The following is a 26591-nucleotide window of genomic DNA, read 5'->3' as shown; positions in this document are numbered from 1 at the left end:
CGTCAAAGTGTCATAACGACTTTTTTGATCTTATTTTTCTAAAGTGACTGCTCAAGCTCGTACCAATAATAGCAAAGTGTATCCAGTCCTTTATGAAAGTTTTCCAAATGAAAATGCTCGTTCGGGGCATGGAAGTTTTCGTCCGGTAAGCCGAAGCCCATTAGTACGACTGGTAGATTTAGAATTTGGTCAAATGCTGCGATAATTGGGATCGAGCCGCCACCGCGTGTATATGAGGTCGGAACGCCATATACTTTTTCATATGCCCGGCCTGCCGCTTGGATTGCCGGGTGATCGAATGGAGTCACATATGGTGCTCCCTTATCAAAAAGTGATACTGTGACCTCAACGGCAGATGGTTTATTTTTTTCAATATGGTTTTGGAGAAGGCTCACAATTTCATCCGGATCTTGATTTGGAACAAGGCGGCATGTGATTTTTGCTGATGCCTCGGAAGGTATGACGGTTTTAATTCCTTCACCTTGGAAGCCTCCATAAATGCCGTTTACTTCAAGTGTTGGCCTGACCCATAATCTTTCAAGTGTTGTATAATCTTTTTCGCCGAACAGCTCGGATACGCCGGCCTGCTGACGGAAGCTTTCATCACTCATTTTCAATGCGTCGTATGCTTCTTTTTCTTCATTCGTTAATGGTTGAACTTGGTCATAAAATCCTTCTACAGTAACTTTTCCGTCGATACCACGGAAAGTATCGACGAGCTGAACGAGAGCATGAATCGGATTTTGGACGGCACCTCCATAGAGACCGGAATGTAAATCACCCTTTGCTCCTTTTACATCAATTTGCAAGCCGCATAATCCCCGTAGACCGTAACAAATCGTTGGTTTACCTTTTTCAATCATGCCGGTATCTGAAATCACGATGACATCTGCTGCCAGGAGGTCTTTATTTTCTTCAACGAACGCTGGTAGGTGAGGGCTTCCGATTTCTTCTTCCCCTTCAATACAAAATTTAAAATTAATTGGGAGTGCACCTATTGTTTGCAAAATGGCTTCAATTGCTTTCAGATGCATGAAAACTTGGCCTTTATCATCACTTGCACCGCGGGCAAAGATTTTTTCATCCCTGACTACCGCTTCGAAGGGCGGACTTTCCCATAAATGAAGCGGATCAACGGGCTGCACATCATAATGTCCATAGATCAGAACGGTCGGCTTTCCTTCTGCTTTCAGCCAATCTCCATAAACAACCGGATGCCCTTTCGTTTCATAAACTTTCACATTTTCCATTCCGATTTTCTCGAGCGCATCGGCAGTCCATTTTGCGGCTTTTTGAACATCACTACTATGTTCTGACAATGAGCTAATGCTGGGAATCGATAGAAATTAAAACAGCTCTTGTAAATGTACTTCTCTTCTATTTTGAAGATATGCCAAAATTGATTTTTCCAATATTTTTCCTCCTCGCAATTGACGGGCAGGCCGACTAATTCGCCATTCGATACATCGAAAAACAGTCACAGCTAGACGTTCCTCCGTACACCCATCCATCATTATTTCTTCATATCAAACATAATATCCTTCAAGAACGACGTAATGGAAATATAAAGATTTTTCAAAAAAAGGTTGAATACAATGCCAATACTGGTGTAAAATTACACTAATTGTAGAAAGTTATTTTGCTGTTAAATAATGAGGTGACGTAATGGATTCTCAATCAATGGAAGCTCAAAAGAGTATTTTTCGGAGCGAATTACTTTTACTGAAAGAGAAAGAGTATATTTCGGAAAAAAATTTTGAAGAGACAATGAATGCACATATTCAATTCTATGCTGATTTGGTAGTGAAAAAAGAAGAATTGGCTACTGCTAAGGAAAAGCCTTTGCAACAACCTATACCTCAAGTTAAAAAAGAGAAAAAAAAGAGATTATCAGCTGAGGAGATAAGAGAGCGGAACATCTCTTGGTCTTTAAATCTAGGTGTAATTTTGCTGCTGATTGGCGGGCTGTTTGTTGCCACAAGCAACTGGGAAACGATGGACAACTGGATGAAGAGCGGTTCCATCGCTTTTGTATCCCTGCTGTTTTATGGGATTGCGTATGTTTCAAAGCGGATTTTGCGGATCGAGCGAACGTCCTTTGCCTTTATCGTGCTCGGCAGTTTATTTCTCCCGATCTTTATTTTATCAGTCGGTTGGTTCGAGCTCTTCGGGCCTTACTTATCTTTTTATGGGGAAGGCAGATTTGTCCTAGGTGCTATGGGAAGCTTCCTGCTTATTCCAATTTATGGTCTGCTTGCAAAAAATCTGCAATCGCGGTTATTTGTCTGGTTTTCATTTATTTGTTTATCTGCAGGAATAGGCTATTGTTTAGCAGCCTTTCAACTTGAAAGGGATGGGTTTTATTTAGGCCTCATGGCATTTAATGCATTGCTGGTTGCTGGTTATCATTGGGTGAAGACGAGGGAAAGCCTGAAGCTTTTTACGAAAGAGCTTGTTTATTTCGCACAAATTAACCTTGTTCTTTCAACTATGTTGATGTTCGTATTCTTTGATAGTCCTATTTTTAATAGCTTGAATGTATTGCTTACAGCTGCCGTTTATTTAGCAATGGTTTATGTATCCGGCAAGAAGGAATACCATTTTGTATTTAGTGTCATGGTTGTTTACGGGGCATACCAGCTCATTGAACACTCCATTCTTGAAAGCTTCGGACCTGTTTTATATGCCCTTGTTGGGGTAGGGTTTCTAGTCGTTCCAAGAGTCATGGATGGCCAACATCCATGGGAAAAAATATTCCGGCTGACGAGTGCGGTTGTTTCAAGTCTTGCCTTTATCTATATCAGTTTTGAAGGAATTCTTTTAAATATGAATGAGCCTTCGTATGCGCTCGTTTTGGCATACCTTATCATCGCCGTTCAGTTCACATACTTGGCTAATGTCATGCAAAAGGAGTTGTTTTCTTATTTAAGCCCGGTATTTTTAGCTTCGGCTTTGTATGAAGTCGTTTTATTGCTGGATCAAGTTGTCCACTTTGACCATTTTATTATGCCTGTATTCATGATTGGTTTCATGGTTTGTTTACTTCTTGGATATTGGCAGAAACAGCCCATTTTACTTATTATCAAAAAAAGCTCAAGAGATGTAGGGTTTGCAATCATGCTTTTTGCGATTTTGATCAGCTTCGGCATTTTCGATTGGATGAACGTTGGAATCATGCTGTTGCTGTTTAGTTATGCTTTAGTCATTACAGACAAAGTGGAAAAGAGGAGCTTTTATACGGATTCAACGCCATGGGCAATTCCGTTTTCAATTGGTCTAGCCTTCATTGCTTTTGGAGAGGAAATGCGAAGTAGCTTTAGCTTTTACGAGGACAATCTAGGGATGGCGATGAATGCCGTGCTTGCCGGCGCTATGCTCCTTCTCTTCAGTTATATTTGGAAAATAAAGAATCACGTGATTCTAGCAAAAAACGCCTTTTTTATGGCACAAGGTTTTTACACAATTGCCATATTTGCAGCAATTACCCTTCCGATAAATGGAATATGGATGCGTCCTCTTGTTCTGTTAGGCGGAGTGGGAATGTATTTGGCTTTGTATTTGTACACGAAATTCAAATGGGTGCCTTACACGATAGCAACTGTATCATTAGCAGCATATTATTCTATTTTATATGCCATTCATATAAAAGGATCGGTTCCTGCGCTTTTTAGCTGGATACAGCTTCCATTCGGTGCGTTCATTTTGCTTGCTGTCGCCTATTATCTTTTAAAAAAGGACCCGCTGCTAGCAAAAGGATTTTCCTGGGTTGGCCATCTTTACTTGCCACTGGCATTGCTTCCGACATTATTTATTTATCATGAAAAATCGTTCTGGAGTTTTATAGTGGCAATGGCTATCTATTGGATTAGTTCGAGGCTAACGGACGAAGAGTGGAGAGTGAAGCTCTTTTTATATAGTTCATTCCTTTCCCTATTCATGGTAGTTTCAACTGGGATCGATCATTTCTATGGTGGAGAATTCGACGATTTTGCCTATATAGTCACAAGCGGTATCGTATTCGTTTTTTGGCTGCTCACAAATAAAGCGGATAAACAAAGAACGGTATATTTTCTAGTTCCATTCTCGCTTATTGGCATTTTGTCTTTCATAGCATCCTATCCTTTTGGGTGGGTTCCATTTGTGACAATGGTCCTTTATTCGGTGGGGCTAATCGCTTTTCTCCACATGATAAGAAAAGACATTTTCATTGGGCTGCCCTTATTCCTTTTATTCGCTGGAACTATACTGTTCCTGTTAATGAATGGAATGGAAGCTTCCAACAAGCTGCTTATTACCGGCGGATTTGGACTTGGATTGACTTTAAGAGGTCAGCTGCTCTATCAAAAACTTTTCGACATGGAAGAAAAGGTGAAAAAAGTAGATTCCTATACTATGGCTGCACTACTATTTTTCGTCTCCATGTATGGATTCCAAACGGAAGCATTATGGACACAAATTCTTCCAGGTATACTGATCAGCTTCTTGTTTATTTTGCAACGGAAACGAATCCATTCAGAGTACGCTTGGATTGCGATTATTTTGTCAGGCATCTATTTATTACAGCCGTATTATACAGTATTGAGAAGAATTGATATTCCTGATTTGATTGAAACGGAAGTGTATGTTTTTCCATTTGTTGCCATCGTTATCTTTGCACGTTATTGTTTAAAAGGAAAATTCAGTAAGGTGACGGGTCTAATCCAGTGGGCAATTTTAGTTATTGTTTCTCTTGTACTAATCGCAGATAGTCTGGCAAGTTCTACGGTGTATGATGCGCTTATATTAGGAACGCTAGCATTAATATCAATGCTCGCGGGAATGTTATTCCGGGTCAAATCGTATTTCTTTGTCGGCTCAGGAGTACTCTTACTGAATGTGCTGCTGCAAACACGCCCGTATTGGGGAAACCTTCCATGGTGGGCATATCTGTTAATCGCGGGTTCCATCCTCATCGCTGTTGCCAGCTACAATGAATGGCATAAGCAAAAAACAGCAAAAGGAGAAAAAACAATCATTTCGGGAATAAAGCAGAACGTTATTAAAAACCTGAAAGAGTGGGAGTAGGGAACATACTTTTAATTTCATGGAACATGAAAGGGGAGATACTAATAGATGCGTAAATTGAAAAAAAACATAAACATATTCGTATTGTTGACAATATTAGCACTCGTTATCACACCCTTTCTATATGTTCAAATAAATAAAATGATTTATGAAAAGAGAGTAACGAATTACCTCATCGAGGAGGCTGGCTATAAAGCCGAAGAAATAAATTCAGTAGAGGGCATATGGGGAATGAAGTTACCGCCTTTTTATGCTACTGTCGTATTTAAAGATGAACCGTTCGTGGAATATATCTATTTTGCCCATAATGATGTGCAGCAATTTGAATATCGAATAAATGACGAGGGGAAACAGAAAGGGGTTATTGAAACAGAATTGAAGCACTACGTTCCTTTTAAATAATATGCAGTTTTTGATGTAATGAAGAAAAAAATTAATGAATTTAAAGGGATTCTATGAAACACAACTAATTGAACGACCCTTTTATGTAAGAACTAAATAAATAGGGAATGAATGTTAACCAAGTAATGGATAACGGGGTTGAAGAAAAAGATCACGAATGGGTGATCTTTTTCTTGCTAAGTAAATTTTAATTTGGCTTATTAATTGCAATTGTATGATAAACTTTGGATTCGATCTCATCAAGATCATCCTTTTCAAGTTTGTTTTTTGGATGAGGATGAAACCATTGAATTTCTTCATCATGAAAAATGCCATGATAGTTATATCCTTCAATGTTTAGTGTGAACTGATAACGTTCATGAACTTGATCCTTAAAGATTGGTTTTAACTCAACTTCTGGTTGATCGTGGTTTGTCATTTTATCATAAAACTTGGATTCAACTTCATCAAGCTCATCTTCACCAAGTTTGTTTTTTGGATGTGGGTGAAACCACTGAATTTCTTCATTATGAAAAATGCCTTGATAGTTATAACCTTCAATGTTTAGTGAAAACTGATAACGTTCATGAATTTGATCCTTAAAGATTGGTTTTAATTCAAATTCTGGATGATCGTGGTTTGTCATTTTGTCATAAAATTTGGATTCAACCTCATCAAGCTCATCCTCACCAAGTTTGTTTTTTGGATGTGGGTGAAACCACTGAATTTCTTCATTATGAAAAATGCCTTGATAGTTATAACCTTCAATGTTTAGTGAAAACTGATAGCATTCATGAATTTGACCTTCAAACAATGGTTTTACTTCAATATCTTGGAACATCATAATAAATCCCCCTTAAATAATTGGCTTTGCAGTTTTATAAAATTTTCTTTTATAGAAATTTTCCATTATCCGAATCAACCTTCATTGCATCCGCATTATGTTTGGTTGCTCATTCGAATTTATAACTAAATAATAACTTGCGGAAATGAGGACATTCAGATAATCAAATGAGAATTTAATGAGAATCACGTAAGAGTAATCTCATGTTTGTTCTTCTGCATTTATCCAATTCCAGCAGGATAATACTCTTCCATTAAACTGAAACAATATAGAAAAAAACCTAACAATTCTATTTCCTTCTATTTAACATTATGAAATAATTAAGAAAAAGCAGAATCAGATAGTTACGTTACAACTAGATGGTGCAGGCATTCAAACAAATTATTGTTTGCTATAACGTCGTATTAATTATTAATGTCATAAAATGTCTTGTTTTTAAACAAAGGTTTTGTTTAACAATGTTTTTGATAGACACGCGAGTTCAATTTACCTTCTGAGAGATGGTTCCAGTATAGCTCGGGAAGGCTTTCGAAAGGATAATCGCCACGCAAGTCTTCATTTATCAATATTGATCACTAACAGAGCAGAAGAGTAACTTACTTTTAATTTATTTAAGGATAATTAGGAGGGATTTGCGTGACTATTCAAAAGGCAACATTAAATGACCTTGATGCCTTAACCGAACTATTCGATTTGTACAGAGTATTCTATCAACAAAAATCCAATCTAATCGGTGCAAAGGAATTTTTGAAAGAAAGGTTAATAAACGAGGAATCAGTAGTTTTTATTGCCTTTGATGAAGATAATCCAGTTGGTTTTGTTCAGCTATATCCGTCTTTTTCATCAGTAAGCATGAAGCGGATATGGGTGCTAAACGATTTGTATGTGAGAGAAAGTGCTCGCAAAAAGGGATTGGGTGAGAAATTATTAAAAAAGGCAATTGATTTTGCTGAGGAAACAGGTGCCAAAGGAGTTTTACTTGAGACAGGTAAAGAAAACACGACTGCACAAAGACTTTACGACAAGATTGGTTTTATGAGGGAATCAAATTATTATTATTTCTTTTCCATTTAAAAAATACAAAACTTACTTATGATTGATGGGAATTTATCATAGGTGAACTTATAACTATGCATTAATGAACCTTTTCTACATATAATAAAAGGTTTAGCAACTGTTAACCATGACAACCGCAAAAGAGGCTCCTTTTTGGGCCTCTTTTGCGCAATCAAATATGAAAGCCTGCTTTTGCTTATTTTATCGCTACCCAAATTTCATTATATGCATTCGGACTAAAGAGATCAGAATCAATGTATGCTTCAAATGGTGCGATAGAAGCTGGTTCATATCCGTTGGATGGGAACCATTCAGAGTAGATTCGTTGCCACGTATGGATAATTGCGGATGGGACCGGCCCGCGTACTTCAAATACAGCCCATTTGGTTGCAGGGAAATCCAACCTTGAAAATTCTTCTGGAGCAACCCCACTATGTTCAGCCGCGATCCAGTAGTCAATCGTATTTTTCACACCGTTAAAATTTTTAGTAATACCTAATAGACCTTTAATTTGTCCGTTATTTAATTCAAACAATTGATTCGCTGTTCCATTTTCATTGACTTCGCTCCAAAATTCGGGAACACCCGGTATTCCTGCATCTTGCTCACTGCATCGAAATTCTCGTTTAATACCCACTACCTTAAAAGCGTCTCTTTCAACAATTTTATATTTCATTCGCTTTGCTCCTTTCAGATGTACCTGTATAGTAGTGTAAATGATTAACATTTGAACGCCAAGGTAAAGATAAAATACTGGACATAAGTAGGAATAAATCAAGTTTAATAAATCAGCTGATTTTAACCAATGATGACGAAAAACAATCGCCAAATGCTTATAGATTATTTGAAATGGCCGTAAGATCGCTTTAAATTTAGGACACTTTCTTTACATTAATATCGAAATGTTAGGTGATAGCCGGAGATGAAAAAAGAAAAAAAGAATGAAAAAGTTGGTATTTTTAAAGGGATACTGATTGAAATTCGAGATTCAATTTTATTTGAATTGGTTTGGAGTATTTTGACTTTTATCCCAAGAATGTTAATACGCTTAATCAAGTATTTATTTTAACCTATGTTTAAAGCGGGAAACCTTAATGTAGCCTAGCCTCATATTATTATTATAGCCACTTTCCGTTATGCACACTTCGGATTCGCAGTGAAATTTTCCCCACTTTTACCCAATAATAATCCATACCTAATTAACCCAAAATAATATGGCTTGTTTATTTTAACAAAGGGGTTGGTTATGTTGAGATGGCATAAAAAGGTTCTTTCCACGTTACAGCAGCGACAAGACAAGAAAGTTGCCTTATGTGTGGACACTTCCACGAAAGAAGTTCCAACCATTCTTATCAATAACATCGTAAAACTGTTTGAACAAGTTAAACCAGATACGATAATGGTCCAAGCCGATTTTAAAATTAGAAGTATTTCACCGGTAAAAAGTGATACGATCAAATATTATACACATGGGAAATCTTCGTATACTTTGGTGCTAGAGTGGGCACAAGAAGAAAATATGGATACATTGTTTTATATTACAGACGTAACGGGATTTATTTCTGAAGAAATGACCAGTGTTGATTATGAAATGTTTTGGCTAGTACCAGATGATTTCGTACCTCATGTACCATTTGGGAAAGTAATCAAAGTAGCATGAAAAGAAAAATCCCTCACTTTTGTGGGGGATAGAATAATTTGAAAGTTTATATCAAGCATTTGAGGAATAATATAAAATACATAAAAGGATGCGAAGCGAGGCGTGTTATGAAAAAGGCTGCAATGTTTCTAGTGTGTTTTCTGATCTTATACTTACCATCGCAAGTTTCGGCAAGTAAAAAAGTACCTATCTTAATTTATCATTCGATTGATGAATTTACAGGCCATGGTTCGAAAGAGTTATATGTAACCCCGGAGAATTTCGAAAAACAAATGATTTATTTACGGGATCATGGCTACACATTATTAACTTTTGAACGGTGGCATGATATTCATAAAGTTAACAAACCGATTTTCATTACTTTCGATGACGGATACAAAAATAATTTGAATGCATTTGCTATCTTTCAAAAATTGCAAAACGAACGTTTTAAACCAACCGGTACTTTTTTTGTGATTTCTGACTTTATTGGCCGTTCCAATCGTCTATCGAAAGCGGATATAAAAATGTTGGCTAATTCAGGTTTAATCTCCATTCAGTCTCATACGGCAACACATCCTGATTTGACGATAATAAATAATCTTGAATATGAACTGAAGGAGTCTAAAGATAAAATTCAGCAAATAACGGGCAAACCTGTTATGGCTCTTGCCTATCCGTATGGAAAATTCAATGACAAGGTTATCGCGGAAACGAAGAAGTACTATTCGTTTGGACTTACGACAACCCCTGAAGCATTTATCGAAAAGGGCATGAAAGATGAACTTTATCTTTTACCACGAATCTATATCAATTATTCAACCACGCTTGATGAATTTGCAAAGAAAGTGGAGGCAGGATGAAGGCGGTTACCATCATAGGTACTCGCTTTTTCTTTTGTTCCAAAGACAAATACATGATCATGTTTACGAATATCGAAAAATCTTTCCCTTTTATCCATTCATTATTATTAGATAAAATGCGGCATCACAACTCCGCCGTAAATAAATGCCAATACGATGACAAGTGCAGGGTGTACTTTCCATTTGATGATCGCTAGCAATGCGACTAATGCAATCAAAAGGGATTGCACATATCCAATCGAATCAAAGGATACTTGGCTAAACTCCCATGTTAACGTAATCATCATCACTGCAATTACGGGCTGAACTAAAAGAGTCATTCCTTTTACGACAGAAGATTGCTTAAAATGACTGAGCACCTTGAGCAAGATAATAATGGCAATCGCAGATGGAGCAACCGTTGCGATTGTCGCGATAATAAGTCCTAGCCAGCCAGCCTGTTGAAATCCTGTGAAAGCAGCTACTTTCGTGGCAATCGGTCCAGGAAGAGCGTTGGCAACTGCCAGCATATCGACAAATTGTGCATTTGTCATCCATCCATAATGATCAACTACTTGTTGTTGCATAAGCGGTATAGAGGCAGGACCCCCACCATATCCAAGAATATTGGCGATAAAAAAACCCGAAAATAATTCCCAAAAAATCACGATATCCCCTCACGATCTTGATTCATATTTTCCTTTTTCCGATTCCGTTTCTGTCTCATCCAATTTGAAAGCCTTATATGAATCGTTCCATATGCTAAAAACAACATAATAGATATGGCTGGATGTACATTCACTACGGTAAGAAGAAGGAAGGCGATTATACCGGAAAGAAGACCGATAACTTTCCCTAACCCTTTCCATGTCTTTGAGCAAAATTCATACGCCATGATTCCAAGCAGAACAGCGATAACTGGACGTACTGCTGCGATCATTCCAGCGACAATGACCGATTCCTTTAGGGTGTATAATAAACCTAATAGCCCAACAATCCCGATTGTTGTGGGGAAAATATGAGCGATCACTGCAAGACAAGCACCGATCGTCCCTTTTTGGCGATAGCCAAGCTGCGCGGCCATCTTCGTTGCAATGGGGCCGGGCAAAGCATTTGCGAATGCGAGTATTTCTCCGAACTCTTCATCACTTATCCACTTATATCGTAGGACGGCTTCATGGCGAAAAAGCGGAATAACCGACGGACCGCCCCCATACCCCAAAATCCCTGTTCTTGCCATTGCCATAAAAATATCTAAATAAGGTTTTAGGTTCATATAAATTCCCACCTATCGATGAAATTAAAAACGCCTAACTAAAAGAGCTGGAGATAATCAGAAACAATCGTTTTCAGCAGATTTAATAATGGACAATAACCAGCTCTTTTGAAACACTAATAATAGCTTCATAGTTTCATTCCCATTCGGCTTTTATACCGCTTTAAAAGCATTTGTGTGTCTACGCGCATAATTCCTGGTGTAGAGTAAAGCGTATCGAGTAAGAAGGCTTCCATTTCCTGCATGTTTTTAAAAACTCCGTGCATGTGGAGCGTGCTTGGACCTGTCATATGATAAAGACTGGTGACTGCTGGATGAACCGCCAGCTTTTCAGCAATTTCGTCTAAATACTTCGGTTCAACATCGACATTGAAGAAAGCAGAAACATGAATCCCTGCTTTAATCGGATTAATCACAGCTGTAAAGCGCTCAATGACCCCACCTTCAATTAGCGCATTAATTCGTGACTGAATGGCTACTCTAGAAAGCCCGATTTGCTTAGCAAGATCGGTATATGAAATACGCCCATCTTCTAGAAGCACTTCTAAAATTTGTTTATCAATTTCATTCAGTTTCATTGAGGGCATATTATTTAAATCAAAATCTGAATTGATCATAGATTCAACTCCCTAGTCGTTAATAAATATATGGTTGCCTCTCTTGAAAAAACCTTGTGTAACGAATAGAAAGAATAATCCGATAAAATCATTCGTTATGAATAATCATAAAGGAAATTGCTTTCTAAATCAACTAATAATTAACTATTTACTTACTGAAAAATTTTCGGAAGTGCCAGTTCCGATTCATCACTATCTAAGATCAGGCAGGGCGGGGGAATCAAAAAAGGGGATAAGGGAATTAAAGAGAAATGTATAAAACAGGCTTAAATTTCGAAAAATGGGGGAAGTTTTAAAATGAGAAAGAAATATTCCATTATTGGATTAATTGCAGGGCTTCTATCAATACTATTATGGTTAATTTTAAATTTTTTTAATCCTTATTCAAATCTCATAAATGGTGGAACAACCTTTGTGTCTTTTGTGATGTTGGTTCTTCCCGGATGTTTAGCGATCATATCTTTTTCTATTTCAAAAAAATTATTCATGTTAGTTGCCTTTATCTGGTCTTTGCCTTTAAGTTTATATCTACTCATGACACCTGGAATATTTCTCATATTTGGAATCACCAGTTTTACCTATCTAATAAGTTATATTTTAATGGAGAAAAAATAGTTTTTACTAATAATTTTCAGCTGACGGATGCGACCGTGAACAGGCAAAAACTTATTTATTCATATAATTGGGCAAAAATTATTTATAGAGGTTTTTTTATGGGGTATCATTAATCATATTAAACATATCAAGAGAGGGATGACTTAGTTATATGAACAACCTAACGAAAATGAAAATTTTAAAACCAGCAAATGAAGTATTTGAAGCTTTCGTAGACCCTTCAAAAATCGGGAATTTTTGGTTCTCTTCAAGTTCAGTAAGATGGGAACAAGATAAGACAATTACATTGAGCTATAATGAATACAATGCACAGCTGGATATTAAAATAGTGGAAGTCGAGATAAATAAAAAAATCGTGTTCAAATGGGGTCTATCGGCTGAAGAACGTACTGTTACGATTACGCTGATCGAGCTGGATCACTCGAATACAATTATTGAAGTTAACGAAGAAGGATTTAAAGAAAATGATGATGAGCTAATACATAAATTGGTAGATAATAAAGAAGGCTGGGTATATATGTTGACCTGTTTAAAGGGTTATTTAGAATTTGGTGTTAATACATTGAGAACAGGATTAGTGAAGGATTGACATGTAAAAAGAGTTTATGCAGTAAGGTATCACTACATATTTACAGAATAAATATTAATTCATATTGAAGGGCTGGAGTTATTTGGATTTCGAAATAAAAAGGAAGATTGTAAAACCTTTGAACGATTGATTAGGTCTATTGATAAAATTCCTAGAAAACAATTTACGCTTTAAATTGTAATTGATGGCAGCAGAGGTTCAGGGAAAACCACATTAGCCAATAAATTAGAAGGAGAGTGTGCGAATGTAGAAGGGATTGAAAATTCCGCCTATTCGCAATGGAAATAGGCAGAATTTTGTATTGTTGCTATGAGAAATCACACAAAATAACAACAATTATTCATACATGTCTGTACTCAGATATTTGAGACCTGAATCATTTATCGTTAGAACGATATTTGCCCCTTTTTCCTTCCCTTTCAATAGTTCCAATGCAGCTGCCACATTCGCACCAGAAGAAAAGCCAGCAAATATTCCTTCTTTTTTTGCTAATTCCCTAGCAACTCGTGTTGCTTCTTCATCCGTTATATGAATATAATCTGCAACTAAACTTTTATCAAGAAGGGGTAGATTCATAGAATATCCACCACCTTGTATCTTATGGTTTGGATTAGTTGGGATTTTACCAGAGTAAAAGGGTGCAGAATGGGGTTCAACTAAATAGCAGCGTATATCGGGATTATATTTTTTTAATGCTTTTGCACATCCTGTAAACGTACCACCAGATCCAGCAAAATCAAGAAAAACATCTATTTCACCATTTGCTTGTTTCCACATTTCTTCCCCTGTATGATATTCGTGAGCGTGTATGTTTCCAACATGATTAAACTGGTCAGCACGAAACGCATTTCTTTCTTTTGTTATTTGCTGTGCTACTTCTTCAACTTTAGCAAGGTCTTCTCCAGACACTTGCCCTACAGGTGAACCGGGGGCTTGGTCAACAAGAACCACTTCTGCTCCAAGTGCTTTCATCATTCGTGCTCTTTCTAATGAATTTCCTTTAGACATGACAGCAACAAAATTATACCCTTTCACTCCGCATACAATAGCAAGCCCTGTCCCTGTATTCCCACTTGTCAGTTCCACAACTGTTTGATTTGGTTTAAGTATTCCTGCCTTTTCAGCCTCTTCAATTATTTGTAAACCAATTCTGTCTTTTTTGCTAAACCCAGGGTTCAAGTATTCTAGTTTGGCAAAGATGTTCCCATCTAAACCTTCAGTAATTCTAGATAGATGAACCATTGGTGTGTTACCGATAACTTGATGCACACCTGAAAATATTGACCTGTTTTCCATAGATAATTCTCCCCTTTTTCGGCATGTTAAACAATATAGTACCCGTTTGTACGTTATATTGTACATTGTAATATATAGTGTGCAGATATACAATATAACGTACAAATAATTATTTGGAGGATCTGACATGGACCAAATTAATAAAAATATCGGCAAAAATATAAATCGAATAAGGAAGGAGAGAAATTTGAGTTTAGATAAAACATCTGAAATAACAGGTGTTAGTAAAACGATGTTAGGACAAATTGAAAGAGGTGAATCGAATCCAACTGTCACAACCCTGTGGAAAATAGCGAATGGATTACGTCTATCATTCACTTCGCTAATAAGTGGAGATCGTCCATCAGTTACTGTAATAAAAAAGAATTCCCTGAAGCCAGTTGTTGAAAACGATGGACAGTATCAGGTATATCCCGTTTTTCCATTTAATGCAGAAAAACAGTTTGAGGTCTTTTCTATAATCCTCCAATCAGGATGTGAGCATAAATCAGAAGCACATAATGTAGGGGTAGAAGAATACATTTTTGTAAATGAAGGTAAGGTAGAGGTAGTTATTGGGGAAGAGGTTTACGTGGTGGATAGCGAGGACTCTATTACTTTTCAAGCAGATAGGCCTCATATATACAGGAACAACGGAAATAGCCCTGTAAAATGTATTGTTTTAATTCACTATCCTAATTAGTTTCTGCTGAGGTGGTTAACATTAGGCTGGGAAATTAGGATTATTTACTTGGTGTTTATTACAATTTTTCACTAAGTTATTAAATACGATCGGCTGCAATTCTTGAAATAGGTTAGAGTTGAATTGTTGACAGTATCCATATAAAGAACAATTGTGTTAATATAAATGGTGCTAAAAAAAGCTTCTAAATTAATCAAGGAAATTAAAGAAAAGGATTGATTATATGAATTACGAATTATTTAAAAGCATCCATAATCTATCTGGTCATAGTAATGTTTTGGATAACATTATGGTTTTTATCACGAATAATGCTATTTACATTTTTGCACTTACACTATTAGTTCTTTGGGTATTTGGTGGGAAATCTATGAAACGCGCTGTATTATATGCCGGTGGAACAGGAGTCGTTGCGTTAGTTGTAAATGTTCTTATTTCTCTGATTTACTTTGAGCCGCGTCCATTTGTTACGCATCACATCGAGACCTTGATCCCTCATGCAGCGGATGCCTCATTTCCTAGTGATCATTCGACAGGTGCTTTTGCGATCGCAATCGCCATGTGGTTTCGATATAAAAAAGTCGGTATTCCAATGTTCATTTTAGCCCTTTTAACAGGCTATTCCCGTATCTGGGCGGGAGTTCATTATCCGTTTGACGTATTAGGCAGCTTAATTGTGGCCATTGTTGTCTCCTATGTGATTGTAAAATTATCAAGATGGTTCGACCCACTTGTAAACTGGATTATTTCTATCTATGAATCAATTATTGGTAAAAGAAATAGAGCTAATAAATCTTCTTGATCTTAAAATGATATTAAAAGGAGGAAACAATTTAAACAAAGTTGTTTTCTCCTTTTTTATTGAGGATCTTTTCTATGGGAATGTTGTTTTCAAAAAATTAATCATTTATAGATTCCAACTTTGAAACAACTACCGATGTCCGTATGTGCCTTTTTGGGGCTCCTTAAATGATTTTATTGTACCCCTAATGAAGAAATATTATGTTCAAGTGCTAATAGAACAGCTCTAATGGACTACTACTGGTGAAAACTCATGTTAAAATGCTAATAGAACAGCTCTATTGGACCGCAACTGGAGAAATACTGTGTTAAAGGGCTTATAGATGAGCTCTATTGGACCGCTACTGGTGAAAACTCATGTTAAAGTTCTAATAGAACAGTTCAATTGGACCGTTCCTGGTGAAAAATCCTGTTCAAGGGCTTATAGATGAGCTCTATTGGACTGTTACTGATGAAAAATCCTGTTAAAGGGCAAATAGATGAGCTCTATTGGACCGCAACTGGAGAAATACCATGTTAAAGGGCAAATAGATGAGCTCTATTGGACTGCAACTGGAGAAATACTATGTTAAAGGGCAAATAGATCAGCTCTCGAGTATTATTAAACTACCTTTTAAAGTTAATTTAGGCTATTTACTAAATAGCTTGGATTACTAGCTAAGTAAACAAAAGCTCCGTCCCTATTTCCTTCATACAATATTCCCTTAAATATTAAAGATACCCTTATCTATTCATGTTATCATGCATATATCTTACAAAAATTATTTACGAAATATTGTGTTGGAATTCGATGTTTTTCAAAGTAAAGAAAGTTAAGGGGATCATTAGATGAAAATTTTGCTTGTGGAAGATGATAAAACGATCGCATCTGGACTTGAATATTCACTGCAGCAGGATCACTTTTCAACGGTTCTTTGTCATGATGTTGCAACTGCGAAAAAAGTGTTAGCCGAAGATTTAAAGCAATTCGCTTTATGTTTGTTTGATTTATCATTGCCGGATGGTAGCGGCTATGACTTGTGCCGTATTGTGAAAGAACGGAGCGATATTCCTGTCATTTTTTTAACAGCAATTGATGATGAAGTCAATGTTGTGATGGGACTTGACATGGGAGCGGATGATTATATAACAAAGCCCTTTCGTATTCGTGAGCTTCTTTCAAGAATCAAATCGGTTTTACGTAGATACCATAAGCAGAATCAGACAAAAGCAATAATTGAAATAGAAAATATTCGGATTAATACACTCGAGGGAAAGGTTTTTAAAAATGGCGATGAAATTCCATTGACTGCGTTAGAGTATCGGTTATTACTTATCTTTGCTAACCATATCGGACAGGTCCTCTCAAGAAATCAGCTTTTAGAGCGGATTTGGGATGTGGCAGGGGACTTCGTGAATGATAATACATTAACGGTTTACATAAAAAGGTTACGGGAAAAGCTAGAGGATCATCCGCAAAATCCAACAATTATCAAAACTGTGCGCGGTTTAGGCTATAAGGTGGGTGATTAGCATGCTGCGTAATCGCGAGATCCAAATTCTAATACTAGTGATGTGCTCGATCACCTTTGTGGCGACCGTTATTTCGGTATTTTTTTCGCTCAGTACCGCTGCGCTCATTTTTATTACTTCTGTATTGCTAATTGGATGCAGCTTATTATTTACAAGCTGGAGATATCGTGAAATCGAAAAGCTTTCAGGCTATTTGCGCCAAATTAGCGGCGGTGATTATGCTCTTGATGTTCGCGATAATCGTGAGGGCGAGCTAAGTATTTTGAAGAGTGATATTTATAAAGTGACCCTCATGTTATCAGAGCAGCGCTCACTTTTGCAACAAGATAAAATCTCACTCACAGATGGGATTTCTGATATATCCCATCAGCTCAAAACTCCGCTTACCTCCATGTTGGTGATGGCAGATTTGTTAAGTGATACTGGGCTTCCAGAAGCGAAAAGAACGGAATTTACACGCAATATTCGTATTCAACTTGAACGGATTGAATGGCTTGTTTCTTCCCTTTTAAAGCTATCGAAAATTGACGCAGGAACAGTGCAATTCAAAAAAGATCAAATAGCGGTGAGAAAGTTAATTCAAAAAGCGCTAGAGCCTGTTCTGATTCCGATGGAAATTAAAGAACAAACAGTTTCAATAAAGGGCGAAGACACAGTCTCTTTTCTCGGTGATCTCAATTGGACATCCGAAGCAATGATCAATATTTTAAAAAACTGTTTGGAGCATACTCCTAAAGGTGAAGTGATTGCCATTTCTTTTTCAGAAAACCCTTTGTTTACGGAAATCATCATTACTGACAACGGGAAAGGAATCCCAAAGGAAGAAATACCTTATATATTTAAACGTTTTTATAAAGGAAAAAATGCAAGCGAGGATAGCATCGGCATAGGTCTTGCCATGGCTCACAGCATTATCACAAGCCAAAATGGTGATCTCGAAGTAAAGAATCGGAAAGTAAAGGGCACTCAGTTTCGGATTAAATTTTATAAACAAATCATTTAATAGTTTCGCAGATAAATCATTAAGTTTCTTAGATAAATTATATTTTTCGTAGATAAAGTTTACGAAAACAGCTTTTTACAATAAACGTTAAGTGACTAGATTGTCATTTTACAGTCACTTGAAAGTCATTTTAGACAGATATACTGAACTCAACACCAATAATATGGAGGTTATACAATGGAAATTTTAAAAATAGAACATCTGTCTAAAATATATGGGAAAGGCGAGACGGCAGTAAAGGCACTAGATGACGTTTCTTTTTCGGTAAAAAAAGGTGAATTTATTGCGATTATCGGTCCGTCCGGATCAGGAAAATCAACGCTTCTGCATATGCTTGGCGGTGTGGATCGACCGACCAGTGGAAAAGTACTCGTTGATAATACGGACATATATAAGCTGAATGAAACTCAGTTGGCGATTTTTAGACGTAGGCAAATTGGCTTGATTTATCAGTTTTACAACCTGATTCCGGTCCTTACGGTTGAAGAGAATATAACTCTGCCATTGCTGCTTGATGAACATAAGGTGGATAAGAAACAGTTAGATGATATTGTAAAGATTTTAAATCTGCAAAATCGCTTAAACCATCTGCCCAATCAGCTTTCCGGCGGACAACAGCAGAGGGTATCAATTGGTAGAGCATTGATCAACAATCCTGCTATTATGCTGGCAGATGAGCCAACTGGTAATCTAGATAGTAAGAATAGTAGTGAAATCATTGACTTATTAAAAATGTTTAATAAAACGTATAATCAGACCTTGATCGTCATTACCCATGATGAACGGATTGCTTTGCAAGCTGACAGAGTTATTGCAATTGAAGATGGAAGGATTGCCAAGGATGAGGTGATTCGTCCGTGAATATTGTCAATAAACTAACGGTAAGACATTTGAAGCAGAACAAAAGACGAACGCTTGTGACACTCATTGGCGTCATTATTTCAGTCGCCATGGTGACAGCTGTTGCGACGCTTGGGGTATCTTTTTTGGAATTAATGCAAAGGCAGACGATTGCAAACGATGGAGAATGGCATGTTCTTTATAAGGATGTGAACAAGGATCAGCTTGAAGCGGTTAAAAATGATGAAGCAACAAAAACACTTGTGATCTCACGAGATCGAGGTTATGCCCTTTTAGAGGGGGGACAAAATGAAAACAAGCCATATTTGTTTATCAAGGAGTATAATGCACAAGGTTTTAAACAGTTTCCGATTGAATTGAGTGAGGGGAGGCTTCCGCAAGCAAACAATGAAGTAGTAATTTCAGAGGCAATTCCCACGAACGCGAAGGTAGAATACGAGATTGGTGATCGTTTAACACTTGATGTTGGCGAACGATTCCTAGAAGTTAACGATAGCCGACTAGAACAATTTGACCCATTAAATATGGAAAATGGTGAAATTACCGAAACCTTAAAAAATACAACAACAAGAAACTACACGGTTGTAGGCTTCATAAAACGACCCAAATGGGAACCAACATGGGCGCCCGGATATACGATCATTACCTATGTGGATGAAAGCATGATTGGAGCAAACGATACAGTCAATGCGGCGGTTTTATTAAAAAAGGTCAAAAGCTCCTTATTCACACATGCAGAGGAATTAGCAAATAAAAACAAAGTAGAATCGATCCAATTTAATCATAATTTACTACGCTATTATGGTGCAATAAAAAACGACGGCTTACGAAGTACACTTTTTTCATTATCAGCGATCATTATGGCGGTCATTATTATTGGCTCTGTTTCGTTAATCTATAATGCTTTCGCAATTTCCGTCTCAGAACGTTCTCGTCATTTAGGAATGCTCGCAAGTGTGGGAGCTACGAAAAGGCAGAAAAGAAATTCGGTGTTTTTTGAGGGAGTAATTATTGGGTTGATCAGTATCCCAATTGGCATTATTTGCGGTCTTGTCGGAATCGGCATTACCTTTTGGTTCATTAACTCAATAATTCAAGGAGCATTAGGGATGACCGAAAAGTTAACGTTAACCGTTACACCCTTTTCGATCTTGATTGCTAGTGCAGTTTCGATGATGACGATTTTCATTTCAACGTATCTTCCAGCAATGAAGGCATCTAAGATCTCTGCCATTGAGGCGATTAGGCAAACAGCCGATATTAAGCTTACTAGGAAAGCAGTAAAAACGTCGAAGCTCATTCGCAAGCTATTTGGAATCGAAGCAGAAATTGGATTAAAAAACTTAAAAAGAAATAAACGCAGGTATCAAGCAACAGTCTTTTCACTTGTCATTAGCATTGTACTGTTTTTAGCCGTGTCATTTTTTACCGCAAATTTGAAAAAATCGCTTGAACTTTCACAGGATGGTGTGAATTATGATATTCAAGTATCAATACCCAGTGGGACTACTGAAACAGAAGATCGCTTAATGAAATCGATTGCTTCTCTCGGTGATGTAGCGGAATATAGTATGATTAACGAGTTAGGTGTGAATTCTTGGATTGAAGAAGCAGCGATCGCCGATGAATTACAAAAGATGGTGAAGAATGATAAGAGTATGCTTGAGAACGGAAAATTCCCCTATTTCATTAACATACATGGATTAAATGAGGAATACTTGCAAGCATACGCAAAGGAGGTTGGAGCAGATTACGAAAAGTTAAGGGATCATAACCATTTAACTGCAATTGTAATTGATACAATTCCTTTACAGGATATAGAAACAAAGAAGTATATCGAAACGAAGGCCATCAATACGAGAGTTGGTCAAAGTATTGATTTAATCTATAAAGATCGGGAAACAGAAGAAGAGACGTATTTAAATAAAGTGGAAATTGTTGCATTGACAGATCAATTTCCGATGGGTATTCATCCAGCTGGGGTAGGCGGGCTAAATATCATCGTCTCAGAACGAGTCATGGATCAATTGATCTCCGATAAGTTGAAAGCCGACATTTGGAAATATCTTATTCTAAAAAGTACCGATCCAATGAAAACACAACAGGAAATCGAGGAAATGAAAGAAAGCAATATGTACGTTCACAATATGTACCAAAGTAGACAACAGGAAGAACAGTTGATCATGTTAATGTCCGTATTTACTTATGGCTTTATCGTGTTAATTACGTCGATTTCGATTGCGAATATTTTCAATACGATCTCCACGAGTATTTCCCTTCGAAAACGAGAATTTGCGATGCTAAAATCTGTTGGCATGACGCCAAAAGGCTTTAATAAAATGATGAATTATGAAAGTATCTTTTACGGAATAAAATCGCTGCTCTACGGGCTTCCGGTCAGCTTCATTGTAATGTATTTGATCCACAGGGCATTGATGAACAGTTTTAGCTATGGATTCGCACTTCCTTGGATAAGTATTTTATATGTAATTGCTGCCGTATTTATCATCGTTAGCTCAGCAATGCTATACTCCAGCGCCAAAGTAAAAAAAGAGAATATTATTGATGCATTAAAGCAGGAAAGTATATAGTATATGATTGTAAAATGATTCTTAAAAGGATCTGTGGGATACTGCTCATTCCAAAAAGAAGATGATCTGCTACTAAATGTAGTGTTCATCTTCTTTTGTATTTACTATATGAATCTGCCTTCCATAGACTGGTTAACTGATCATTATTTCTTTTTTCGCCTATACAAATCAATTGATTTATAGCCTTCGCCTAGTATTGCCTCCATTTCCATCAATCGTTTTTCTTGAGTTTCTTTTCTTTTAGCACTATAAACATAACGCGCCCAATCCTTTTGGTAGCCAAAGGTTAACTGGTCGTATGTCCTAAATAAATCCTCTTTATTGTATAAATATAGCTTTATATCTTCAACATGCACAATATAGTCATCGACACATTGATTTTTTTTGGTGCTTGTAGGCTTTTTCGCCCGCTGCGGTGCAGATTTCAGCCCCACCACAGTAAATACATCATTTAGACTAATCATTCTTGAAAACTTTAAGTTGCATCCATGAACATATCCTTCCTCATTCATATTTATTCCTGTAAAGATATTATCCCGTTCTATGTATTCTTTATATTGTGGGTTGTTCTTTTTAGGATAAGCAAAGTATAAATATCCGTTATCCTCGATTAACTGTTTTTCAATCACTAACTGTAAATGCTTGGACATATCCTCTAAATTAAAAACAAATATAAAAATAAGATGATATTTATCATTTTTAATAGATGAATCATATTCTATTTCACTAAAGTCATCTATGTCTTCAGGGGCATGGAGAATGAGTTTTGTAGGATATTTACTAAAATTTAATTTTTCAATGACACTTTTTTTCGAATTCACATTGAATACTCCTTATCTTTTTTTCCCATTTTATCATTTTCCGAAAGAAGACTCCAACCTCAAGGAATGTGAAGGGTGAAGCTCAGGTGGGTAGTTGGGAGATGAATGTTGGTTGGTATTAGCCAAAACTTATCTATTTAACATTTAGTACTTTATCACACATAGTAATGTGTGATACGATGTATAGGAGCAAGGAGGGTATTTATGCAAAAAGTGACTCCAATTAGTAGCGATCTCATTCGAGGACACATCGATACGATGATCCTTCGGGTGTTGATTGATGGTGATAACTATGGATATGAAATAATTAAATCGATATTTGAGCAAAGCAATGGGAAGTTTGAGCTGAAGGAACCCTCCCTTTATACGAGCTTAAAGAGGCTTGAAAAACAACAGCTGATTACAGCTTATTGGGGTAATGAAAGTCAGGGTGGAAGGCGAAAGTATTATAAAATCACCCAAAGTGGAGAAAAGGCTTATGAAGAAGCAGTTGCTGAATGGGCGTTGGCGAAAGAACTGATTGATCAGTTGATTGTTAGGAGGAGGAAGTAAATGAAGGAGCTAAAGAAACATGTTGATCACTTATTCAGAAATTATAAGAACCATCATGGGATCTTTGAGCTGAAGGAAGAGATTTTAGGGAATTTAGAGGCGAAGGTATCACATTTAATGCAAGAAGGATTGGATGAGAAAGAGGCGATTGCGAAAGCCAAAACCAGCATGACGAAAATAGATGACTTGATTGATGGCAATATTCCAGTCTGGATCAATCAGTTTCAATTTAAAGCTTTTCAAATCGCCTATATTTATATCCTTATCGCTTGGATTGTTACGATTCCATTTTCCATCTTTAGAGTGGGAATTTTAATTAATTACGGCTTACTTTTCGTTTGTTTGGTCCTAGGAATTGTTTATCTATTTTTCGATTTGCAAATAAGTTTAGGCTGTTTTCGTAAAGTTTGTTGCTTTTATAATATGATTCTTATTTAATAATCTGAGTTGATTGGAGCGGAGGGCACTTGACTCCAGCGGGAGATAGAGGGAACGGGAGACCCCACAGGCGGTAACGCCGAGGAGGCTCCCGTCCCTCCCCGCGGAAAGCAAGTGTCCGCAGCGGAAATCAACGGGCAAACTTTGTAGGCTAAAACAACAATATATGCGAAAACAGCCTAAGCTTAAAAAAAGTGCTGCGATTTCATCTTTTTCTTTTTTGAAATAAACGGACTACTCCATAACCTAAGAATCCAAATAATAGATATACAAAAATGTAACCAATGGCACTGCTATTTGCCCATATAAAGATTGTAATAAAATACCCCAAACTAGAAATACCTAATGATATTAAAATATTGCTTTTCAAAATTGCGGTTATTACACCTTGTAAAAGAAATAAAGCTGGATAAATAATGATTAGCGTAATAAAGAAATATTTGTGGTCTGTTTGTTGAATGAATACGTCTGTAAAAGATACATATCCAATAATTATTATCACTATTGCTGGAAAAATAATATTTAAAAAATTGGATAGACCAAATCTCTTCATAATAGACCTCCTCGACATATTATAATCATTGTGTAGTAAAGATTTCCTTTTCGTAACTTTTGCAAAAAAATGAAATATCATTTGTCCGAAATAAAAACCCGAATCTCGTTCGAAAAATAGACGTATCCCACGCATCCCAGTAAGCCGTCCCATAAAACTACATACCCTAAATTCACCCCTTACTTTATTAGACGATTATTTCAGACTTTTTGTTTCCGACGGATTCATCAGAAAAATGGAATTATTGAATTTATTTTTGATGCGAATGCAATTAAGTGGAGTGGAAATAAAAGGAATTATGAACGATTTGAAGAATATATAGGGTATAACGATACTACAATTGGTATGGCAAAAATGAAACTGAAGCTTTTCAAATTGCATTATCACAGTTTCCTTTTGACATGGAGTAAATTTTTGGGGGAGGGATCAATTTGTTTAAAAAGAGACATTTCATGTTAATCATTTTGTTTTTTAGCTATTCGTTATTAGCTTTTTACATTCATGATCTATTACGCGCTATTCTGAACGATCAATTTCGGGTCTATCCCTATGTCTTTTTAATTGGATTCACCTACATCCCATTAGGGGTTATTTTAGGAAGTTTAAATAATCTAAACGAAGGAAGGAAACCTGGAAAATGGTCATTTCATACGGTGTATTTTCTCAGTATATGCTTGCCGTCTCTATATCTATTATTCTATGCGTGGATTCATTTCCAACCATTTATTTCTTTGCCGATGGTAATAGGATCAGCAATATTATCTGCTAAACCATACCCAATATTCGGTTTGACATTTGGATATGGAATAATGACAAGTTTTTATAAAAAAGTGTAATTCCTTTAAAAAATCTGAGGCATCCGCCGGAGGCTTAACTTTATTCAGCAGAAGTGGGGGACTTCTGCTAAATAAAGTTAAAAGGATTTAAGATCATTTGCATATTCAGGGGGGATTTCATGAGGTTCCTTACGAGCATTTTCATTGTTCTAATCTTGTTGTCAGGCTGTTCAAGTAAACCATCTTTAGAACTAATAAGTGCATCTGTTGATGTTAGGGATGATAGGTCAGGAGGAATTGGTATTATGTCTGGAGATAAAGAAGGTGAATATATTTATCCCATTTCACTTAGTTATGATTTCGTTTTAAAGAATACTAGTAAGAAAACTCTTGGAGGCGCGAAAAAGCCTAATAACCAAACATTTGAATATGATGATGGAATAAAATTATCTATCGAACCTAACGAAAAATTACAAACGGTAACAAAAGAAGTGATGGGTTTTAATATTTATAATAATGAAGAGGGTACACAAGCAAGATTAGGAATGGGAAAAACATTTATTGCGGTTCTTGAACCAAATCAAGAAGGAGAATATACTTTTGATTTTATATTAGGTGCACGAGAGGAAAATCCGGAACTAAGCCTCGCACCCTCACAAGAACAATTAGATAAGTTATTAAAAAATTCGTTGGAAGCTGCGTTAGTGATTTATATTGAGGGCAAAGAAATTGCACGTTTTGACCTTAGGGATAGCATAGAGAATTAATTTACGGAGCAGAAATGATTTTTGCATTTGGTGATTAAATAATAGCGAATAGTGCTAGGCACTGCGCTATTATAGTCTACCCTCAGATTAGAACAGTTGTTAACATTTATATAGGAGTTGATTAACGTGTCAAAGGAGGAGAGAGAAAGATTACAGGCTAAAGAGCAGCAGAAAAACCCTGTAGGAACTCTTAATAGTGCCCTATCAAGAGCAATTACAGGGTCTCCAGATGGTGGTTGCTTGGTCAATATTATTTCAATAATAATCATTATAGTGGTTGCATTGTTAATAAGAGCGTGTTCGAATTGATCTACCGACATTTAAAGATCATTAACCCCCACTTCTATAACAAATGACAGTGGGGGTAGGAAAATAGATGCCGCATATTATATAACTTTTGCGCCTAAAGTATTCGCAAAATGCTCTAGCGCCCACTCATGCCCAGCTTCATTAAAGCTTGCTACCGTATCTTTATGGATAACAATGTTAAATCCTTTATTATAAGCATCAACAGCTGTATGCAAAATACATATATCCGTACAAACGCCGCTTAAATGTAATTCTTCTATTCCACGTTCACGCAACTTAATTTCCAAGTTTGTTCCTGTAAAAGCACTGTAGCGAGTTTTATCCATATAATAAACATTTGGGTCATTTTTATGATGTTCATACAACGGAGCTAGTGAACCGTACAAATCTCTTCCACGTGTGCCCGCAATATTATGTAGTGGGAACAGGTTTGATTCAGGGTGCAACGTGTCTCCTTCTTCATGACGATCAACAGCGATAACGACAAACTCATTCGCTTCAATAAATTCTTTTGTTAATTTCACGATGGCCGCCTCAATTTCCTGTCCAGGCTTCACGCAAGTTAACTTTCCATCATCAGCCACAAAATCATATGTATAATCGATATTTAACAAAGCTCTTTTCTTCATTTAAATACCTCCATGTCATTTATCTTAAATTTATTGCATCACAAGGATTTCATATAAATTTTGAAAAAGAGTATTGCATA

At 36.6% G+C, this 26591-nt stretch carries 28 protein-coding genes and 1 pseudogene; 19 read left to right on the top strand and 10 right to left on the bottom strand.

Annotated elements, in window-relative coordinates; genetic code table 11:
* Positions 1–38 precede the first annotated feature (38 nt).
* Positions 39–1412: pseudogene (locus BGM26_RS06795) on the bottom strand (dipeptidase).
* A 253-nt stretch (positions 1413–1665) separates the two neighbouring features.
* Here BGM26_RS06795 and BGM26_RS06790 point away from each other — a divergent pair.
* Positions 1666–5064, top strand: coding sequence for a hypothetical protein (locus tag BGM26_RS06790; RefSeq protein ID WP_217038969.1), 3399 nt, complete (start codon positions 1666–1668; stop codon positions 5062–5064).
* Positions 5065–5112: 48 nt separating this feature from the next.
* On the top strand, positions 5113–5466 hold the full coding sequence (locus tag BGM26_RS06785) for a DUF3139 domain-containing protein (protein ID WP_217038967.1): 354 nt from the start codon (positions 5113–5115) through the stop codon (positions 5464–5466).
* Positions 5467–5653: 187 nt separating this feature from the next.
* On the opposite strand, the gene BGM26_RS06780 is transcribed toward BGM26_RS06785, so the two are convergent.
* Complete coding sequence (locus tag BGM26_RS06780) at positions 5654–6289, bottom strand: hypothetical protein (RefSeq protein ID WP_217038966.1); 636 nt, start codon at positions 6287–6289, stop codon at positions 5654–5656.
* Positions 6290–6925: 636 nt separating this feature from the next.
* On the opposite strand from BGM26_RS06780, the gene BGM26_RS06775 reads away from it, so the two are divergent.
* Positions 6926–7363 carry a GNAT family N-acetyltransferase gene (locus BGM26_RS06775; RefSeq protein ID WP_217038965.1) on the top strand — a complete coding sequence of 146 codons (438 nt, stop codon included), beginning with the start codon at positions 6926–6928 and terminating at the stop codon, positions 7361–7363.
* A gap of 178 nt (positions 7364–7541) precedes the next feature.
* Here the strand turns inward: BGM26_RS06775 and BGM26_RS06770 are convergent, their stop codons facing one another.
* Complete coding sequence (locus BGM26_RS06770; protein ID WP_217038964.1) at positions 7542–8021, bottom strand: GyrI-like domain-containing protein; 480 nt, start codon at positions 8019–8021, stop codon at positions 7542–7544.
* Positions 8022–8267: 246 nt separating this feature from the next.
* Between BGM26_RS06770 and BGM26_RS06765 the strand changes: the two genes are divergently transcribed.
* The 3 genes from BGM26_RS06765 (at position 8268) to BGM26_RS06755 (ending at position 9847) form a co-directional block, all read left to right on the top strand.
* Positions 8268–8414 carry a hypothetical protein gene (locus BGM26_RS06765; RefSeq protein ID WP_217038963.1) on the top strand — a complete coding sequence of 49 codons (147 nt, stop codon included), beginning with the start codon at positions 8268–8270 and terminating at the stop codon, positions 8412–8414.
* A 180-nt stretch (positions 8415–8594) separates the two neighbouring features.
* Positions 8595–9005 (top strand): hypothetical protein, encoded by a 411-nt coding sequence (locus BGM26_RS06760; protein WP_217040684.1) that lies wholly within the window; start codon positions 8595–8597, stop codon positions 9003–9005.
* A gap of 107 nt (positions 9006–9112) precedes the next feature.
* Positions 9113–9847 carry a polysaccharide deacetylase family protein gene (locus BGM26_RS06755; protein ID WP_217038961.1) on the top strand — a complete coding sequence of 245 codons (735 nt, stop codon included), beginning with the start codon at positions 9113–9115 and terminating at the stop codon, positions 9845–9847.
* Between the two features lie 107 nt (positions 9848–9954).
* On the opposite strand, the gene chrA is transcribed toward BGM26_RS06755, so the two are convergent.
* The 3 genes from chrA to chrS form a co-directional block, all read right to left on the bottom strand.
* The gene (chrA, locus tag BGM26_RS06750; RefSeq protein WP_217038960.1) at positions 9955–10494 is read right to left on the bottom strand and encodes a chromate efflux transporter ChrA; all 540 of its coding nucleotides are present in this window, start codon (positions 10492–10494) and stop codon (positions 9955–9957) included.
* Positions 10491–11102 (bottom strand): chromate efflux transporter ChrB, encoded by a 612-nt coding sequence (chrB, locus tag BGM26_RS06745; RefSeq protein WP_217038959.1) that lies wholly within the window; start codon positions 11100–11102, stop codon positions 10491–10493. The genes chrA and chrB overlap by 4 nt, the downstream gene beginning before the upstream one ends.
* A 128-nt stretch (positions 11103–11230) precedes the next feature.
* The gene (chrS, locus tag BGM26_RS06740) at positions 11231–11719 is read right to left on the bottom strand and encodes a chromate efflux transcriptional regulator ChrS (RefSeq protein WP_254119096.1); all 489 of its coding nucleotides are present in this window, start codon (positions 11717–11719) and stop codon (positions 11231–11233) included.
* Between the two features lie 297 nt (positions 11720–12016).
* On the opposite strand from chrS, the gene BGM26_RS06735 reads away from it, so the two are divergent.
* Positions 12017–12334, top strand: coding sequence for a hypothetical protein (locus BGM26_RS06735; protein WP_217038958.1), 318 nt, complete (start codon positions 12017–12019; stop codon positions 12332–12334).
* Between the two features lie 151 nt (positions 12335–12485).
* The gene (locus tag BGM26_RS06730; RefSeq protein WP_217038956.1) at positions 12486–12923 is read left to right on the top strand and encodes an SRPBCC family protein; all 438 of its coding nucleotides are present in this window, start codon (positions 12486–12488) and stop codon (positions 12921–12923) included.
* 336 nt (positions 12924–13259) lie between these two features.
* Here BGM26_RS06730 and BGM26_RS06725 read toward each other — a convergent pair whose 3' ends face one another.
* Positions 13260–14219 carry a PLP-dependent cysteine synthase family protein gene (locus BGM26_RS06725; RefSeq protein WP_217038955.1) on the bottom strand — a complete coding sequence of 320 codons (960 nt, stop codon included), beginning with the start codon at positions 14217–14219 and terminating at the stop codon, positions 13260–13262.
* Between the two features lie 127 nt (positions 14220–14346).
* Between BGM26_RS06725 and BGM26_RS06720 the strand changes: the two genes are divergently transcribed.
* From BGM26_RS06720 to BGM26_RS06695, 6 genes are all read left to right on the top strand, one after another.
* A complete protein-coding gene (locus tag BGM26_RS06720) occupies positions 14347–14901 on the top strand; it encodes a helix-turn-helix domain-containing protein (RefSeq protein WP_217038954.1) in 555 nt (184 codons plus the stop codon).
* 223 nt (positions 14902–15124) lie between these two features.
* The gene (locus BGM26_RS06715) at positions 15125–15700 is read left to right on the top strand and encodes an undecaprenyl-diphosphatase (protein ID WP_217038952.1); all 576 of its coding nucleotides are present in this window, start codon (positions 15125–15127) and stop codon (positions 15698–15700) included.
* An 827-nt stretch (positions 15701–16527) separates the two neighbouring features.
* Positions 16528–17211, top strand: coding sequence for a response regulator transcription factor (locus BGM26_RS06710; protein WP_217038950.1), 684 nt, complete (start codon positions 16528–16530; stop codon positions 17209–17211).
* Between the two features lies 1 nt (position 17212).
* The gene (locus tag BGM26_RS06705; protein WP_217038949.1) at positions 17213–18214 is read left to right on the top strand and encodes a sensor histidine kinase; all 1002 of its coding nucleotides are present in this window, start codon (positions 17213–17215) and stop codon (positions 18212–18214) included.
* Between the two features lie 177 nt (positions 18215–18391).
* The gene (locus BGM26_RS06700) at positions 18392–19075 is read left to right on the top strand and encodes an ABC transporter ATP-binding protein (protein WP_217038948.1); all 684 of its coding nucleotides are present in this window, start codon (positions 18392–18394) and stop codon (positions 19073–19075) included.
* Entirely contained in the window at positions 19072–21666 is a 2595-nt protein-coding gene (locus tag BGM26_RS06695) for an ABC transporter permease (RefSeq protein WP_217038947.1), read from the top strand. The genes BGM26_RS06700 and BGM26_RS06695 overlap by 4 nt, the downstream gene beginning before the upstream one ends.
* A 143-nt stretch (positions 21667–21809) precedes the next feature.
* On the opposite strand, the gene BGM26_RS06690 is transcribed toward BGM26_RS06695, so the two are convergent.
* Positions 21810–22487, bottom strand: a complete 678-nt coding sequence (locus BGM26_RS06690) for a YdeI/OmpD-associated family protein (protein ID WP_217038946.1) — start codon at positions 22485–22487, stop codon at positions 21810–21812.
* Positions 22488–22691: 204 nt separating this feature from the next.
* Here BGM26_RS06690 and BGM26_RS06685 point away from each other — a divergent pair, with 204 nt between their 5' ends.
* Both BGM26_RS06685 and BGM26_RS06680 read left to right on the top strand, forming a co-directional pair.
* Positions 22692–23039, top strand: coding sequence for a PadR family transcriptional regulator (locus BGM26_RS06685; RefSeq protein WP_217038944.1), 348 nt, complete (start codon positions 22692–22694; stop codon positions 23037–23039).
* Positions 23040–23477, top strand: a complete 438-nt coding sequence (locus BGM26_RS06680; RefSeq protein WP_217038942.1) for a permease prefix domain 1-containing protein — start codon at positions 23040–23042, stop codon at positions 23475–23477.
* A 205-nt stretch (positions 23478–23682) separates the two neighbouring features.
* Here BGM26_RS06680 and BGM26_RS06675 read toward each other — a convergent pair whose 3' ends face one another.
* Entirely contained in the window at positions 23683–24030 is a 348-nt protein-coding gene (locus tag BGM26_RS06675) for a hypothetical protein (protein WP_217038940.1), read from the bottom strand.
* A 431-nt stretch (positions 24031–24461) separates the two neighbouring features.
* Here BGM26_RS06675 and BGM26_RS06670 point away from each other — a divergent pair, with 431 nt between their 5' ends.
* The 3 genes from BGM26_RS06670 (at position 24462) to BGM26_RS06660 (ending at position 25882) form a co-directional block, all read left to right on the top strand.
* Positions 24462–24866: a hypothetical protein gene (locus BGM26_RS06670; protein ID WP_217038938.1), complete on the top strand. Its 405-nt coding sequence runs from the start codon at positions 24462–24464 to the stop codon at positions 24864–24866.
* Between the two features lie 245 nt (positions 24867–25111).
* Positions 25112–25573 (top strand): hypothetical protein, encoded by a 462-nt coding sequence (locus BGM26_RS06665; RefSeq protein ID WP_254119094.1) that lies wholly within the window; start codon positions 25112–25114, stop codon positions 25571–25573.
* A gap of 126 nt (positions 25574–25699) precedes the next feature.
* Positions 25700–25882 (top strand): hypothetical protein, encoded by a 183-nt coding sequence (locus tag BGM26_RS06660; RefSeq protein WP_217038934.1) that lies wholly within the window; start codon positions 25700–25702, stop codon positions 25880–25882.
* 77 nt (positions 25883–25959) lie between these two features.
* Here BGM26_RS06660 and BGM26_RS06655 read toward each other — a convergent pair whose 3' ends face one another.
* Entirely contained in the window at positions 25960–26511 is a 552-nt protein-coding gene (locus tag BGM26_RS06655) for a cysteine hydrolase family protein (protein ID WP_217038933.1), read from the bottom strand.
* Positions 26512–26591: the final 80 nt, after the last annotated feature.

Origin of the sequence: Bacillus sp. FJAT-29790 (assembly GCF_019039215.1) — a bacterium.
Classification (GTDB): domain Bacteria; phylum Bacillota; class Bacilli; order Bacillales; family Cytobacillaceae; genus Cytobacillus.
Note: the sequence above shows the minus strand (reverse complement) of the source record. Positions and strands in the feature narration are given on the sequence as shown.